The sequence below is a fragment of the Solitalea canadensis DSM 3403 genome (assembly GCF_000242635.2).
Lineage (GTDB): Bacteria > Bacteroidota > Bacteroidia > Sphingobacteriales > Sphingobacteriaceae > Solitalea > Solitalea canadensis.
This window is the reverse complement of record NC_017770.1, coordinates 1,398,585-1,414,497: the sequence shown is the minus strand read 5'-3', so window position 1 is coordinate 1,414,497 and position 15,913 is coordinate 1,398,585. Positions and strand designations below refer to the sequence as shown.

General features: G+C 35.8%; 12 protein-coding genes. 3 read left to right on the top strand and 9 right to left on the bottom strand.

What is annotated here, in order from left to right:
- Positions 1-156 precede the first annotated feature (156 nt).
- The 3 genes from SOLCA_RS05770 to ald all read right to left on the bottom strand — a co-directional run bounded on the left by SOLCA_RS05770 (position 157) and on the right by ald (position 5,630).
- The gene (locus SOLCA_RS05770; RefSeq protein ID WP_014679513.1) at positions 157-2,199 is read right to left on the bottom strand and encodes a TonB-dependent receptor; all 2,043 of its coding nucleotides are present in this window, start codon (positions 2,197-2,199) and stop codon (positions 157-159) included.
- A 201-nt stretch (positions 2,200-2,400) separates the two neighbouring features.
- The gene (locus tag SOLCA_RS05765; RefSeq protein WP_014679512.1) at positions 2,401-4,371 is read right to left on the bottom strand and encodes a TonB-dependent receptor; all 1,971 of its coding nucleotides are present in this window, start codon (positions 4,369-4,371) and stop codon (positions 2,401-2,403) included.
- A gap of 146 nt (positions 4,372-4,517) precedes the next feature.
- Positions 4,518-5,630 carry an alanine dehydrogenase gene (gene ald / locus SOLCA_RS05760; protein WP_042479396.1) on the bottom strand — a complete coding sequence of 371 codons (1,113 nt, stop codon included), beginning with the start codon at positions 5,628-5,630 and terminating at the stop codon, positions 4,518-4,520.
- Positions 5,631-5,946: 316 nt separating this feature from the next.
- Here ald and SOLCA_RS05755 point away from each other — a divergent pair, with 316 nt between their 5' ends.
- Together SOLCA_RS05755 and SOLCA_RS05750 are read left to right on the top strand one after the other, a co-directional pair.
- Positions 5,947-6,732, top strand: a complete 786-nt coding sequence (locus tag SOLCA_RS05755; protein ID WP_014679510.1) for a DUF2490 domain-containing protein — start codon at positions 5,947-5,949, stop codon at positions 6,730-6,732.
- Positions 6,732-7,772 (top strand): metallophosphoesterase, encoded by a 1,041-nt coding sequence (locus SOLCA_RS05750; protein WP_014679509.1) that lies wholly within the window; start codon positions 6,732-6,734, stop codon positions 7,770-7,772. Before SOLCA_RS05755 ends, SOLCA_RS05750 begins: the two co-directional genes overlap by 1 nt.
- Here SOLCA_RS05750 and SOLCA_RS05745 read toward each other — a convergent pair.
- The 3 genes from SOLCA_RS05745 to SOLCA_RS05735 all read right to left on the bottom strand — a co-directional run bounded on the left by SOLCA_RS05745 (position 7,751) and on the right by SOLCA_RS05735 (position 10,948).
- Entirely contained in the window at positions 7,751-8,647 is an 897-nt protein-coding gene (locus tag SOLCA_RS05745) for a diacylglycerol/lipid kinase family protein (protein ID WP_014679508.1), read from the bottom strand. The genes SOLCA_RS05750 and SOLCA_RS05745 overlap by 22 nt on opposite strands.
- 32 nt (positions 8,648-8,679) lie before the next feature.
- The gene (locus tag SOLCA_RS05740; protein WP_014679507.1) at positions 8,680-9,564 is read right to left on the bottom strand and encodes an aldo/keto reductase; all 885 of its coding nucleotides are present in this window, start codon (positions 9,562-9,564) and stop codon (positions 8,680-8,682) included.
- 532 nt (positions 9,565-10,096) lie between these two features.
- Positions 10,097-10,948: a glycoside hydrolase family 25 protein gene (locus tag SOLCA_RS05735; RefSeq protein ID WP_014679506.1), complete on the bottom strand. Its 852-nt coding sequence runs from the start codon at positions 10,946-10,948 to the stop codon at positions 10,097-10,099.
- Positions 10,949-11,089: 141 nt separating this feature from the next.
- Between SOLCA_RS05735 and SOLCA_RS05730 the strand changes: the two genes are divergently transcribed.
- A complete protein-coding gene (locus SOLCA_RS05730; RefSeq protein WP_014679505.1) occupies positions 11,090-12,235 on the top strand; it encodes a BamA/TamA family outer membrane protein in 1,146 nt (381 codons plus the stop codon).
- A 373-nt stretch (positions 12,236-12,608) separates the two neighbouring features.
- On the opposite strand, the gene SOLCA_RS05725 is transcribed toward SOLCA_RS05730, so the two are convergent.
- From SOLCA_RS05725 to SOLCA_RS05715, 3 genes are all read right to left on the bottom strand, one after another.
- A complete protein-coding gene (locus SOLCA_RS05725; protein WP_042479392.1) occupies positions 12,609-13,229 on the bottom strand; it encodes a GyrI-like domain-containing protein in 621 nt (206 codons plus the stop codon).
- 102 nt (positions 13,230-13,331) lie between these two features.
- Positions 13,332-13,952 (bottom strand): glycoside hydrolase family 25 protein, encoded by a 621-nt coding sequence (locus SOLCA_RS05720; protein WP_157604521.1) that lies wholly within the window; start codon positions 13,950-13,952, stop codon positions 13,332-13,334.
- Positions 13,953-14,373: 421 nt separating this feature from the next.
- Positions 14,374-15,882, bottom strand: coding sequence for a family 16 glycosylhydrolase (locus SOLCA_RS05715; RefSeq protein WP_014679502.1), 1,509 nt, complete (start codon positions 15,880-15,882; stop codon positions 14,374-14,376).
- Positions 15,883-15,913 lie beyond the last annotated feature (31 nt).

Genomic DNA, 15,913 nt, shown 5'->3' with positions numbered 1-15,913 from the left:
TTAGCAACATTTACTTAAATATAAGCATTGATAAGGTAGATAAACAAATAAACTCTATTAGAATTTTAGGAAGAAATTATTCAGAACAGGCATTTTTTAATGAATTAATTTAAAAAAGGCACTGCAATACAGACTATTACTGTGCCCTTTTTTTTCTTATAAAATAACTTTAAGTGCTACCCCTAAATATTTTGGAGACCTGATATATAGATTGTCACGATTATTCATTTCTAAGATGTTCTTAGCAACTAAAAATAAACCGGCATCATTAACATATTTAAGAACCGATCTGTTTAAACTATACCCAACAGCCATATAATTCAGCACAAATGAATTATAGTCAATCAACTCATAATTACTAACAACCAAGTCATTAATTACTGTAGAACTTGGAGTTAGTGACGGAACAAATGATTTTTTATTTAAACAGAATGATCCGTTTATTTCTAAAGATAAATTCTTATAAGATATATTATTTTGAATTCCACCATATTCAACTCCCTGATAGAAATCGTCAAAAATTGGCTGCAATAATCCCAAGTAAGTTTTTTCCTTATTCGGATTATAAATAAAATTAGTATTTCTAATTACTGGACTAACCATTTTAGTTTGCAAATCAGCTTTACTTTTTTGTTTGTTAAAATTCACTCCGGCTTTCCATAAAAAATCAGAAGACCTAACAATATCTGTATTTAACCAAATTCTCCACCCATTAGTTTCGAGCTCAGTAGGATGCATTATAATCATATTAACACTCATATATGACATATCTATTGGAATATGAGTAGAATGCTTACAATTAAACCAATCTCCACTAAAAACAACACGATCATTCCAAAGTCCAACAGTAGTTGAAAAGCTATATACTTTATTACCCAATGGATCGGATACTGAAGGTAAAAGATCGGGTCTATATCCTGTTGAATAAAAAGTCTCATAATTTCTAACTGTACCTTGCCGTTTACTGAAAGCAATATTAAACTTTGTGGAAGATATGACCTCGCTATTTTTATATAATGCTTTTTGCAATTCAAACGTAACTGAAGCATAAGGAGATTCAATAATGTTGTCGCCAACAGATATACTCCCCATTTTGTCCAATCTATAGCCGCCTTCCAATAATAACATGTCATTTAAATTAAGAGTCAACTCTCCAATGAATGATTCATTCAAATTATAGGTATCCAATGTTGAGAAACCATTCGTCGAGTTATAACTAAAATTTTCCTCTTTATCTGAATTTTGAACTATCCTATTGTAAATGAAATCGGCACCGAACTTTAGTTTATCATTAACCCAGCCCTTTTTATAACTTAATTTATTATTATAAAACATTATAGCATTATCATGGTGACCATCAAAAAGTGAAACGTTATCTGAAGTGGCACTATATATGGTTCTGTTAATATCGGATGATGATTTATACTTAGCTACAGTAAATGTGTTTATTAATCCTTTCAGGGGATTAACTGTTAAATAAAAATTGCCATTCAGAAAATTACTTTTTTCTGAATGTTTGAAAGCTAATGAACTCTTTGTTAAAGGTTCATTTTGATTAATTTTGTTCGGATTAAAATTGATGTAAAGCCCCGTTTCTATCCATTTTAAAGGCTTTATGTCAATATTAGCGTTTACTTTAAATGTATTATCATTAGCAAAAGATCCATTATTATACATAGTTGAATAATTAAGACCGAAGCCATATTTAAGCATAGAATATCCTTTATGAACACCAAACAGGCAGCTTTGAGAGAGATAATTATCAGTTTGGTTGGTTGGATTATCATTGCCAGCCTGGACTAAAAAAGTTGTGGTTAACGGCTGCTCATATTCAGCTCTCTTTGTTCTAATAACAAAAGTTCCGGCAGAGGAAGCATAAATGCCATCAGATCCGGTAAATCCTCCCCTATAAAAGCTAATCTCCGATATTTCATTAATGTTAATACTATTAATGTTAGTAGTATATATACCATCAACTATAAACAAAAAATCATTTGCAGTATGAGAAAAAGAATCGTACCCCGGAATTCGCCCTTCTAGGGCCTCCAATAGGTTGTTTGACGGAAATTTCTGTAGGTCATCTCCTTTTACAACTACAATCGGTTTTTGAAGTTTCACTTTTGAAGAATCATTGGAATATTGCGCATAAAGAGAAAAGCTTGAGAGTAACAAGCTTAAAACGAGTAGAATGTTTTTCATTAAAAATAATTTGAGCAAAATTATTTTTTAAAATGCTTTATTAAAAGAAAAAAAATTAATATTTAAGTATGGTTCCATAAACTATATAACAATGAAAAACATTATTAACTAAAAAGACCCTGCTGATGCAGAGCCCTCTCTTAAAAAAATAACTTGATTAGTGAAGTTGAATAACCCTCTCCGACTAAACACAATAAACTCTTACAATTCAACTTTTAAACTTAAACCAACATATTTTGGTATGTTAGTATAAAGTTGGTTCTCTGTTGTACTTATTAAATTTCTTCCTACCAGGTATAGTGACGAGTTTTTCACGTATTTGGATACATTACCAAGTGAATAACCCAACGCCATATAATTGATTGCGAAGTACTGATAATTTTTAAATTCATTAATTATAGGCTGTCTTCCAGGCACTTGATAAACAGAAGCATTCAACGCATCCCTGTTAAAACAAACGGATCCATTCATTTCAAGGGATAATTTTTTAAAACGAATACCTTGCTGAATTCCTCCTAATAACACTTTATTGTACGACTGATCATCATCTTCGGTTGTTACAATTGCAAGTCCTCCTGTTGGAGAAGTATTTTGGTTCCCTTCCGAAAGAATTAGCTTATTCTTTTGATTACTAAAATTAATGCCCATGCTCCAGGAAAAATCAGTTGATTTATAAATCTCAGAATTAAGCCATAATCTCCAGGATTTAGTATTGATCTCGTGAGCAGAGAATGGATTAGAAGAAGAAAGATAATTTGGAAAAAATGTTGAAGTGGTATTGTCTGTCCAATCCCCATTAATTAAAACACAATTTTTCAACAATCCTATGCTTGCCGACAAACTAAATACCTTATTATCCAATGGACCAGGTTCGGTCGGAAATACACCATTGGTAAAACCTATTGAACTGCTTAAGCCATTTGTTGCAATAAGCTTAGAACGCTTACTAAAAGCAATATTTAAAGTACCGGATGAGATTGTATTGCTTTGTTTAAAAAGAATGTTCTTATAATCAATTGTTAATGCGCCATATGGTGATTTTACATGTTTAACACTTGCAAAACTTGGCTCATCAATACGAAATCCCCCTTCAAGAATCAGCCAGTTATTAACGTTAAATGACAAACCTCCCATGTAGGACTGAACTGACCGGTCAATTTTTTGAACTGAAATAGAAAAAGTTGGCTGATTATATTCATCGATTCTATTGTAAGTCATTTCGCTTGAAAAACCTTGTTTTATCCTGTTATAAGTTAAACTAGCACCCACTATTAGATGGTTCTTGAAGAACCCGTATTCGTAATTTAGTTTATTATCATAAAATGTAATCGAATTATCATTTTGGTTTGCTGAATAGTAATTTATGTATTCAGTAGTAACTCCAGAATAAATAAGATCATACTTATAACTAAGTTTACTCTTTGCGATTGTAAATGTATTGCTTAAACCCTTCATAGGCTTGACGGTAAAATAGAAATCGCCATTGAGTTGTTTAATATTTCCTTCTAATTGCGATGAAGGCGAATCACTAAAATTATTGGGATTATAGTTTACATGAACACCTGTTTCTAACCATTGAAGTGGTTTTACATCTAGATTAGCATTAAGGATATATTGATCAACATTTGTTAAGCCACCTTGATAATTGCTTGAGTAACTAAGTCCGGCTCCGTACTTCATTATTTTATATCCTTTGTGCACACCAACCTGATAATTCTGAGAAAAATAACTGCTGTTACCCGATTCGTTATTGCTACCTCCCTGAAGTAAAAAAGTTGTAGTTAGAGGCTGGTTATAATGACTTCTTTTGGTGGTAACAACGAAAGTCCCATTTGTTGACGAGTAAATACCATCTTTAGCTATTAATCCCCCTTTGTAAAATTTTATTTCTTCTATTTCACTAGTGGAAATACTGTTTACATTATTAGAATAGATGCCGTCAATTATAAACAAGAAATCACTTTGTGATTGATTAAACGAATCAAAACCAGGGACTCTGCCTTCTAATGCAATCATTAAGTCACCAGAAGGAAACTTTTGTAAGTCCTCTCCTTTGATGACGATTACCGGTTGATTATTGATTTGTAATGAATCTCCAGGAACGGCTTCCTGAGCATAAGTAAAATAACAGCCAACCAATAAATAACTTATAGTTAAAATAATCTTTTTCATAGTTAAATTAAATTCGATTGGCGAATGTAACTTTAATTAGGATTGATATTAAAAATCCTGTGTAACAATAACATAAAAAAAGCGACCCCGTCCCCGGAGCCGCCTAATCCACTATCTATGAAGAAAAATTTATTGATTGTTCACTATTACAAGTAGTTTTCTACAGGTGTATAACCCATACCGAAAGCTTCCGCAACTGGTTTGTAAACAATATGACCATTGATCACATTTAAACCTTTGCGTAATTCTTCGTCATTCTGACAAGCATCTACCCAACCTTTGTTTGCTAATTTGATAACGTAAGGTAAAGTAGCGTTTGTTAATGCCAGCGTTGAAGTGTAAGGAACTGCACCTGGCATGTTAGCCACGCAGTAATGAACTACACCGTCAATTACGAAGGTTGGGTTTTCGTGTGTTGTAGGTTTACAAGTTTCAATACATCCACCTTGGTCAACAGCAACGTCAACTAATACAGTACCAGGCTGCATTTCTTTTAACATGTTGCGGGTGATCAAGTGAGGAGCTTTTGCACCAGGAATCAATACCGAACCGATGATCAGGTTTGATGATTTGATGGCCTGTGAAATGTTATAAGAGTTAGACATTACCGTTTTTACGTTTGCAGGTAAAATATCTGACAAATAACGTAAACGAGGTAAGCTGATATCCATAATGGTTACATCGGCACCTAAACCGGCAGCCATTTTAGCAGCTTCTGTACCAACAATACCACCACCTAAGATTAACACCTTAGCAGGAGCAACACCGGCAACACCACCTAATAACACACCGCGACCACCTAATGGTTTTTCAAGGTAGTTAGCACCTTTTTGCACAGCCATACGGCCGGCAACTTCGCTCATTGGAACCAATAATGGCAATGAACGATCTTTTTTCTCAACAGTTTCGTATGCTAAACAAACTGCTTTGCTTTCAATCATTGCTTTTGTTAAAGGCTCATGTGAAGCAAAGTGGAAGTATGTAAATACTAACTGATTTTCTTTAATTAATTTATATTCAGATTCGATCGGCTCTTTTACCTTCACGATCATTTCTGCGATTGCGTAAACTTCTTCGATTGTAGGAAGAACAGTAGCACCTGCTGCAGTGTATTCTTCGTCACTAAAACCGCTTCCGCTACCTGCTGAAGTTTGAACGTACACAGTGTGTCCGTTTTTTACCAGCTCGGTTACCCCCCCGGGTGTAAGAGCTACACGGTTTTCGTTGTTTTTAATTTCTTTTGGTAATCCGACGATCATAATACGATTAAGGTTATTACAGGTCACAAAAATGTTCAATTTAATTCAGCATTATCTAATAAAAATGAAGAAAACACTATCATTTTGAAGTGATTACAAAGCTTAAAATGTTATTTTGTATTTTCTTTTTTACAAAAAATTAATATCTGCATAACGCGATTTTGAAGCTATTGGTTCTTTCTAAAAATCATTGGTTTAACGAAGTTTTCATACTAAAAAATCTCTAAAAAACGCGTGATTCTGGTCTTTATTTCTACCCTCAATCATATCTTAATTTGCTTTAGTATTTTTAAGTAAACTCTAACAGCTCTTACTTATGCTTTGTAACTTTATAAAAAAACTACCCTATTCTATCTTACTAACTATCACAGCATTAACCGCCTCTGCTCAAACTCAAAAAGTGGTTAATCATAATTCCATGAGTTGGTTTTCCATTAACAATGTAATAAAAGTTAGCGACCATTGGGTATTTCTGGCCGACTTACATAACCGACGACAGGATTTTATGGCTGAAACTAATTTCTGGTTTGCCCGCGCAGGTATTGGTTATTATATAAAACCGAATTTCAGAGTGGCTGCCGGTTATGCCCATCTTTGGCTAACTCCTCCGGAAGGAATGAGCAATTGGCAGGATGAAAATCGTTTTTATACAGAGTTCCTGTTAACTCAAAAACTATCTTCCATTGGATTAATGCAACGTTTAAGGGTTGAACAACGCTGGCAAGAGCAATTAACGAATGATGTTAAAACGGGCACCAAATTTACCAATCGGGTTCGGTACCTGTTAAGTGCAACAATTCCTGTTTTTAAAGGTGAGAATGCTGAAAAACTTCCGGCGCTAATGGTCGCCGATGAAATTTTGCTCAATTTTGGCAAGCAGGTTGTATATAATTCCATGGATCAGAATCGTTTCTTTATTGGAATAAAGCAACGCGTTACTAAATCTCTGAATTTTGATTTTGGTTACATGAATGTCTATCAACAGAAATCCAGTGGTAATGTGTACGATAGTAATAATACAATGCGTCTATTTTTCTATTATACACTTGATGTTTCCAATAAAAATACAACACCTCATCTTCAACATGAAAGTGGCAACTAATGGTAAGTAATGCTTTTGAAGTAGTTTTAATTGGTGATACAGGTGAAATCAGAACTGATGGCACTGACCCGGTGCTACGTTTATTTAAGGAGCAGTTGCCCTCAAATGAAAACAGCCTGGTCATTTTTTTGGGTGATTTAATTTACCCAAAGGGATTGCCTCCCGAGCACGACTCCATGCGAAAACATGCCGAAAAAGTATTAAACTATTATCATACCTTACTAAAAGACTTTAAAGGAAAAAAACTATTCATTTCCGGCAATCACGATTGGAATAAAGGAAAGCCAAACGGTTACGAGTATGTACTTCGACAAGAAAAATATATTCAAAAACTGTTTGAGGATAAGCATATTTATCAGCCGCTTTCTGGTTGTCCCGGACCAACAGTTATTGATGTTAATGATCAGCTAGCTGTAATTGTGATCAATACTCAATGGTGGCTGCAGGATGGATTTAGACCGGCAGGCAAACAATATGGTTGTTGTGTAGATAATGAACAACAGTTCTTTGCACAACTCAATAATGTGCTATATCAGAATAAACATAAGCAACTACTGGTTGTTGGTCATACCCCGGTTTATAGTTACTCGGTACATGGAGGGCGTTATAAATTGCGTCATCACCTATTTCCGCTGACTATCTATAAAAAAAATGCTTGGCTCCCTTTACCATTAATTGGCTCGTTACTTCCTTTGTATCGTAAGTTGTATGGAGCAAGAGAAGATATTACTCATCCTCGTTATCGACGATTGAGAGCTAAACTTAAGCTTATTTTTAAACGTTATCCGGGATTAATTTATGCTTGCGGACATGAGCACAACTTACAGTATATCGAAAAAAACAGTAATCATTTTATTGTGAGTGGTTCTGGGAGTAAGGTTAAATATGTGGTGCAATCAGGGAAATATTTGCGTTTCGGAGCAGCAAAGAGAGGTTTTTTTAAGTTAAAATTAGAAAATCAAAAAGTTGAATGTCAATGCTGGGCAATCAATTCCAAATATGAAAAAGGTCAGTTATTTTACGAAGAAGAATTAAGGTAAGTCGGTGGTACTAAAATGGAAACCGCCGATGGAATAACTTCTATAACAATGTTTTTAACCTTTCCAATTACTTCTCCATCGGACTGAAGCAAGATTTTTCTCCTGGCTTTGAGTGAGGCTTTACCTGCACTAATGATTTCAACCTGATCGGAATCACTAATCCTTCCAAAAAAAGATTTCCATACCAGGTTCAGAAAATGTAAAAAGGATAATTGTTTAATAATACACAACTCAAATTTACCATCTGTTAAGCTTCCAACCGGATTGATTACTGCCCCTGTTCCATAACGGGATGCATTTGCAAAAATCATTGAGACAGCGCTTCTCCTAAACTTTACACCATCAGCTTCAATATAAAATCGATTTCGCCTCAACAAGGATAACTCACGAAGAACATATTTGCCGTAAGTCCATAAGCCGCGATTAGGGTCCCGTTCAAATCTTCTTACTACGCGTGCATTCAACCCTACATCAGCCAAATGCAGACAAATTATGTTATTAATAGAAAGCAGGTCGATGGTTAACTCACGACCTGCTGTAATTAAGTTAAATGCTATTTCAATATCAGTCGAAATTCCCAGTTCTTTAGCCATCCCGTTTGCTGAGCCCATTGGTATAATGGCCAGCTTTACAGAACTTTTCATCATTATTTCAGCAACCATCACTAAAGTACCATCACCGCCAGCAATAGCAATAATATCAGGCTGAAAAGACACAATAAGTGTCAGGATCAACTGCTTATCTTCTTTCCCGGTTGTTAAATAAATCGACGATAAAAATCGCCCTTCGTCATTGGCTGAGTTAATCAGATCGGTTAAGACAGATTTATCAGTTCCTCCTGCTAAAGGATTTATAACAAATAATACCTTTTTCATGTTGCACAAAGGACTTCAAAATCAATTCCAACTTATAATGATAATGTTGTTTGATAAAGATCGTACCAATCTTCGTGTTCCATTTCTATTTCAAATGCTCTGGCTGCATTAGTGATACGTTGTTTGTTTAACGCCCCAATAATTGGCAATGCACCCATGCGCACTAACCATGCAACTGCTGTTTCTTCAACGTTAGCATTATATTTTTGAGCTATCTCTTCAAGTTTTGCACGCACTTTAAGCACTTTTGCATCAGTACCATTTAAAATTTTGCCTCCTGCTAAAGGCGACCAAGCTAATGGCTTACTGTATTGTTGTCGTATAAAATCAAATCTACCGTCAGTTATTGCAGAAGTATTTAAAAGGTTTAACTCTATATGACTGGTAACAACAGGAATACGCAGATAGGAAGATACCAGCTGATGTTGAGCTGCAGTAAGATTTGCTACGCCAAAATGCTTGATCTTTCCTGCTTCTATAAGTTGTTGAACAGTATTTACTGTTTCTTCAAGTGGAGAAATTTCATCAAGATGATCTAATAAAAAGATATCAATATAATCTGTCTGAAGATTCTTTAATGAGGCTTCAACGCTTCTTCGAACATGTTCTGCAGAAGAATTAATATGATCGATACGTGCTCCGTAACTCCCTTTCTTTATAATGCCACATTTAGTAAACAGGACGATTTCATTGCGTTTAACGGATTTCGACTTCATCACTTTGCCGAATAATTCCTCACAACTATGGTCGCCATAACCATCAGCATGATCAAATGTATTAATACCCAGACCTATACAATGGTCAACAATTTCTTCAAGAGCTTGCGCACTAACATCCCCTTCCGTTCCCCAACGCCAAAAACCATAGATAGCCGCTGAAACTTTAGGCCCGGAATCACTTAGATAAACTTGTTTCATTCAATAATCGATTTGTGTTGCTTTTTAAATATCAGATATCTGTTATCATCATTCGGTTCTGAAAAGCGATAATACACATATCTGAAGAAAAGGACAAGTTTTTTAGTCTTGAGTCGGGAGTCGGAAGTCGCGAATCTTTTGGGTTTATGATTAGTTCATGGTTCATAGATCATGGTTCATGGTGCTTGCATAGCGCGATAGTTTTGTCCATAGACCATGGTCCATAGTCCATAGATTTTTATATATCGGAAATTGTGTCGTGATTTTTAGTTCATGGTTCATGGTGCTTGTATAGCGCGATAATTTTGTCCATAGACCATGGTCCATAGTCCATAGTAAAACTTGGTTATTTCCCTTTAAAAATGTAGGATTAAAAGAGACAAGAACAGGAGACAATAGTTCACGATCAATAGTATAAGGACAATTGTAGATGGTCCTTTTAATACAGCAAGCAAGTCACCATGGTCTATGGACTATGGACCATGGACCAAATATCACAATATACAAGCCCTATGAACCATGAACCAACAAACTAAAACTCCAGGCACAAATCTTTCAAATCCTCAAGATTTCCGTTATAGACGTTAAAGTCTACCGGTTGTCGGATTCCGTCGACTTTGCCGATATCTGAATGTTGCCAGAAACTCCATTTAGTATCGTCAGTGATTTTGAGTTTCGATTGATAGTAATGAGCGATCCAATAAGGATATTCATCAAAATAGCCTTTCAGGTAATCTTCGTAGAATTTATAGCCGGTATAAATGATGGGCTTCTCTCCTACTTTTTTCTCAACTACTTCCAACCATTCACGAAGATTTTCACGCAATTCTTCGGGTTCCAATCGTCCGGTTTCTTCAATATCAATAACAGGAGGTAAGTCTCCTGATTCATAGGTTACAGTCTGCAAAAATAAAGCAGCTTGCCACTTACCTGACTTACGAGGCTTAAAATAATGATATGCACCTCGGATCATACCCTCCTTTTTACTTTGTCGCCAGTTGCGTTGAAATTGCGGATCGATGTTAAACTGACCTTCAGTAGCTTTTATAAATACAAAATCGATTTTTACACCCTCATCCTGCATGGCTTTTACTTTTTTCCAATCGATGCGATCCTGGTACTTAGAAACATCAATGCCGTGGACTTTAAAACGCTTGGGAATTTTAATTCCGTAGGAATCTACATGAGTGTAGCGGAAATCTGTAAACTCCCCCGATACAGCTTCTTTAATAGTAAGGAAAGTTTTAACAATTGGAGCATAGAATACAATAAAGCACATTAGGAATAAAAATCCACTGACTTTCCACCAGAAATAACGAATAGGGATTCCTTGGGTTCTTTTTTTTGAAGATGTACGAGTTGAGCTGCTTTTACGTGTGGCCATACGCTTATTTCGGCAGCAAAGATAAAATTTGTTAGTACTTATAACATAGCTAAAATTTCATTTGTAATATCAATGTCATAAAATGTTTAAACAACTATAAACATCTCCTTATACCTTAGATTTGGCAAATTTTCGCAATACATGAAAGCCAGACTCTTTTACGTTTTTTTAGCTCTATTTACCTCTCTCACAACTTTATCTCTCGCTCAAACTGACTCATCCTCGCTCAAAACTCCAACTACCAAAAAGAACTTTCAATTCATCGCTTTTCCTGTAATAGGAGTATCACCGGTAACCAAATTTGAGTTTGGTGCAGGAGCAATTTTATCCTATCATTTAGGCGATAAAACGATTACGCGACCTTCTTATGTTTATTCTTACAATTCATATACGGTAAATAAACAAACAATGATCAATTTGCTGAATAACCTTTATACAGAAGGTAACAAGTGGCACATTTATGCCAATTTCAGTTTTATTGATTACCCTGTATACTTTTACGGCGCCGGCGCATTACCTGATGGTGAGTTTCCCAAGATTAACTCCAACCGCAAAAATTTACTTGCTTTTGTAGAACGAAAAGTGACGAAGAACCTCTTTACAGGAATTGGCTCCATGTATCAGTCGGCCCGATTTACAGACCTAAGTTCCACAAAGCCATTAGAAAATTCGACGTTAGAAGGAAAACATGGAGGAAATGATATTTTCCTTGGAGGCGTTGTAACGTATGACACTCGTGATTATGAAAATCAAACACATAAGGGCTATTTTCTAAGAATTATCAATGTACATACTATTGGTTCAGGCAAATACAGTACAAACCAGTTTACATTCGACGGACGAATCTTTAGACCTGTTACCAAAAATCAGTTTATTGGATTTCAAGGGTATTTCAGCTCCGTACAAGGAAATACGATCCCTTTTTATAGTCTCGCACAATTAGGAAGTGCAAATTTAATGCGTGGTTATTATAACGGACGATACCTTGGACAAAATTACTCGGTTTTACAATCTGAATATCGCTATACCCCATTTCTAGATCGAAAGGACACCGGATTGTTTTCTTTATCCCGCATAACCCTAGCCGGATTTGCCGGAATGGGAAATGTGTTCATGAATCAACAGTTCGAATGGAAAGATGTAAAACCCACTTACGGCTTTGGTGCCAGGTATATGTTTAATCCGAAAGCCCGTATGTGCCTGCGCGTAGATTTCGCCTGGGGCAACAAACCCAACGGAATGGCCCGTGAATCGGGAACTTATTTCGCGTTTAATGAGGCATTTTAGTTGAGCGTATAGTTCATTGATCATAGTTCATGGCGATTTGCGTGATGTGTTATTTGGGTCCATAGACCATAGTCCATGGACCATAGTAATTAGCATGATGATAATACAAACCACTATGCCTAAAGTACAATCTCTAACATTTTATGATTGAAGTTAAGTTATTAGGTCTAGTACTATAGACAATAGCTCTTATCAATAATTATTTATTACCGTTATATAATTGACCATGGTCTATGGACTATGGACCATGGACTAAAAAAGCACTATGATCCATGAACCATGAACCATGAACTATCCATGAACTATAATCTATCCATAAACGCTCCGAACTCCTGACTCACGACTCCTGACTCACGACTCCGGACTAAAAAAACTACCTCACCGGCTCCCTCAATATCGTCTTCAGTTTCTCTTCAGGCGTTTTTCTGAAATCGGAAAGATAAATTTCATGATGTAATCCATTTCGTTGTAGCTTCTTTTCTTGCATAAACTGATTCATTATTTGCAGCGTTTCAGGTTCCTTGCTAAACGGACCAATATGTAGCATTTGAACTGATTTACCTTCGTTCATTTTAAATAATTCAACAGATGAGGCTAATGCTATTCCCTTTTTACTTGTAACCGTTTCTACTGCTTTCTTTAGAGATACATCTGTAACAAAGTCGGGCACTCGGATCAACATACGATAACTCCATTCATTTCTTGGAATCTTCTGAGGAGCATCTGAAATGCCAAAACCACTGTATTTATTTTCATCGAACCACCATAAACCTTCAAGTTTTGCTACTACAAAATCTTTTTCCAATCCTTTATAAATAAATTTAACAGCATAAGCTGTTGCGTACAAAGCCTGTAATAGGTCAGCATATTCTTGGGCAGAAGGATCACCCTTTCCCTCTATTGAAAGAAATTGTGCAGGTGCTATCTCAATAATTTCAGGAGTGTTTTTAGCAGCGTAATACTGCTTGTGTTCTTTTGTTAAATCGATTTTCATTGTGTAATTTTTTTGTATGCATACAAAAAAAGTCCTGCTGAATGACAACAGTATGTCAACAGCAGAACCTTGAACCAATTTATGTTTACTATGAAAAAAAGCTTACAAATCTTTTACACACATTTTCTTAAGATCAGTCAAAGAACCATTAAACGTATTAAAATCGACCCTACCTATAATTCCATCGATCTTTCCCTTATCAGAATGTTGCCATAGCGTCCATTTTTCATCAGTAAATAACAACTTAGGATGATGATAATTGGCTATCCAACAGGGATAATCAGGAAATTTCGGTTTTATAAAATCCTGGTAAAAACGAAGGCTTGTATAAATAACCGGCTTTACGCCTACTTCATCCTCAATAGCAGTAATCATACTTTTAAGATTACTATGAAACTGTTTTAATGGCATCTTACCACGTTCTTCCACATCAATTACCGGAGGAAGATCACCTGGCAAGTGCTGAACATTCTTAAGGAAAAATTCAGCCTGCTCCTTCCCTGGCTTTTTGGGTTTAAAATAATGATAAGCACCTCTTAAAAAGCCAGCCTTCCTACTTTCCTGCCAATTGGTGGCAAACATCGGATCAAGCGCATCAAGGCCTTCTGTTGCCTTTATATAAATGAAAGAAACCGAAACCCCCTCGTGGTCAACAGCCTTAAGCTTTGTCCAGTTGATCTTCTGCTGATAACGAGAAATATCAATACCATGAACTGAATACATGGTAGGAATATGGATACCGAAATTGCCTGTTAGCCGATATTGAATTAATGTAATTAACCTTGGTGTTAGAAATGAGAGCTGTTTTTGATTCCCGATAGGTTCAGAATGTTTGGGAACGGCGATTAAAAAAATTAAAAGGGTTATGGTTACTGTCCAAAAAATACGCACACGGCTTCCTATCCTTTGGATAAAAGGTTCATAAACTCGTATTAACATGTAAGAACCAACGTCAGGTTTTGGTTTGGTCGAATAACGTTGATTATTAATTTATACTTTATATCCTGAACTATGGTTTCAATAATTTAAGTACAGAAATAAAATTTGTGATGTTTTGCTAATTCATTACAATTAAAAATGCCTCTTAATCAGTTTAATCCGATTTTAGAGGCTTGCTTTTTATTTTGTTCTACAAGTGGTTTTATTATTCTTTTGTGTAAACCCTCACATAATCAACCTCCATTGCAGCCGGAAAAACATCCGGGTCTACACCATATTTGCCACCCCAGTTTCCACCAACTGCAGTATTAAGAATCACATGAAAATTCTGATCAAAAGGCCATTCATCACTTGAGGTTTTACTGTTTGAGAAGCTTAAATACTTACTACCATCAATAATAAAATCAATAGCGTTAGCCGTCCACTCAACAGCATACACATGAAAATCGCTATAAGGATTAGCTATACTGACACCTTTTGTAACCTGTGTATTTTTGATATGATTAAACCTTTCGGTATGAATACTGCCATAAACACTGTCAGGCTCATACCCCACATGCTCCATAATGTCAATCTCTCCGCTTTTGGGCCATCCTCCGTACTTCCAATCAGTAGGAAGCATCCAAAATGCAGGCCACAGCCCTTTTCCTTTTGGTAGTTTAATACGAGCCTCAACCCTACTGTACTTAAAATCGAATTTATTCTTAGTTAATAAGCGAGCTGATGTATATTGAGAATTTTCTTTGGTTTCATTTTGGGCGATAATAGTTAACCTACCATTTTTAACAACGGTATTATTGGTATCGGCTGATGTATAATATTGAAGCTCATTGTTACCCCAGCCATCACCTCCAATATCATAAGTCCATTTAGTTTCATCAGGCAAGCCGTTTTGATTAAACTCATCAGCCCATTTTAACACCCAGCCATTTGCAGTAGGAGTATTTTTGATTACCTCAAAAAGCAATTCAGGCTCATTGGTTGTTATAAAATCAGCCTTATGAGCCAAAAGCCATTGCATGTCTTCCGCCTTGTTAACCGTCCACGCATTGATCACTAAACCTAACTCGTTAAGATTTTTCAACCAGTCATTTTTTTGAAAAACAGAGAAATGATAATCAGCTCCGGCAAAACCATCCTGCTTTAGCTTTTCAGGAGATGCCTCTCCATTTAAATAATAGACTTTCGCATCAGGTTGTAAGGCAAGCACTTGCTTTAATGCATCATAATTAAAGCTGATGTACTCTACCCATTCCTGGGCTTTTAACTTTTTGACCATTTCGACAACCTTGGTTGTAAGGGCTAAGGTCCTCTCCTGACTAATTACAGAAGGCTTAATTTCAAGAATGAGTTTAGTTCCGTGTTGCTTCATTCCCTCTTTGAGGAATTTCTCTACTGTCGGGATCTGCTCTCCGTTAGGCAGCTTTTTCGACTTAAGTTGTTTATAGGTGGACGTTTCTATCCTGATACCTAAATAATCGGGATCATGATTAACCACCAAAACCTCATCAGCTGTCATGTGTACATCAAACTCAGCACCGAAACATTTAAGCCTGATCGCCTCCTTTAAAGCGGCTACCGAGTTTTCAGGTAAATTATTCTTTTTCCATGCGCCTCTGTGAGCAATAACCTGGTTGTTATTCCATTCATTCTTTTGTGCCATGCACTCAAATGATAATACAGAGATTGTAAATAACAGAAATAAATATTTCATATTCGGATAAATATAATTCTAATAAATAAAT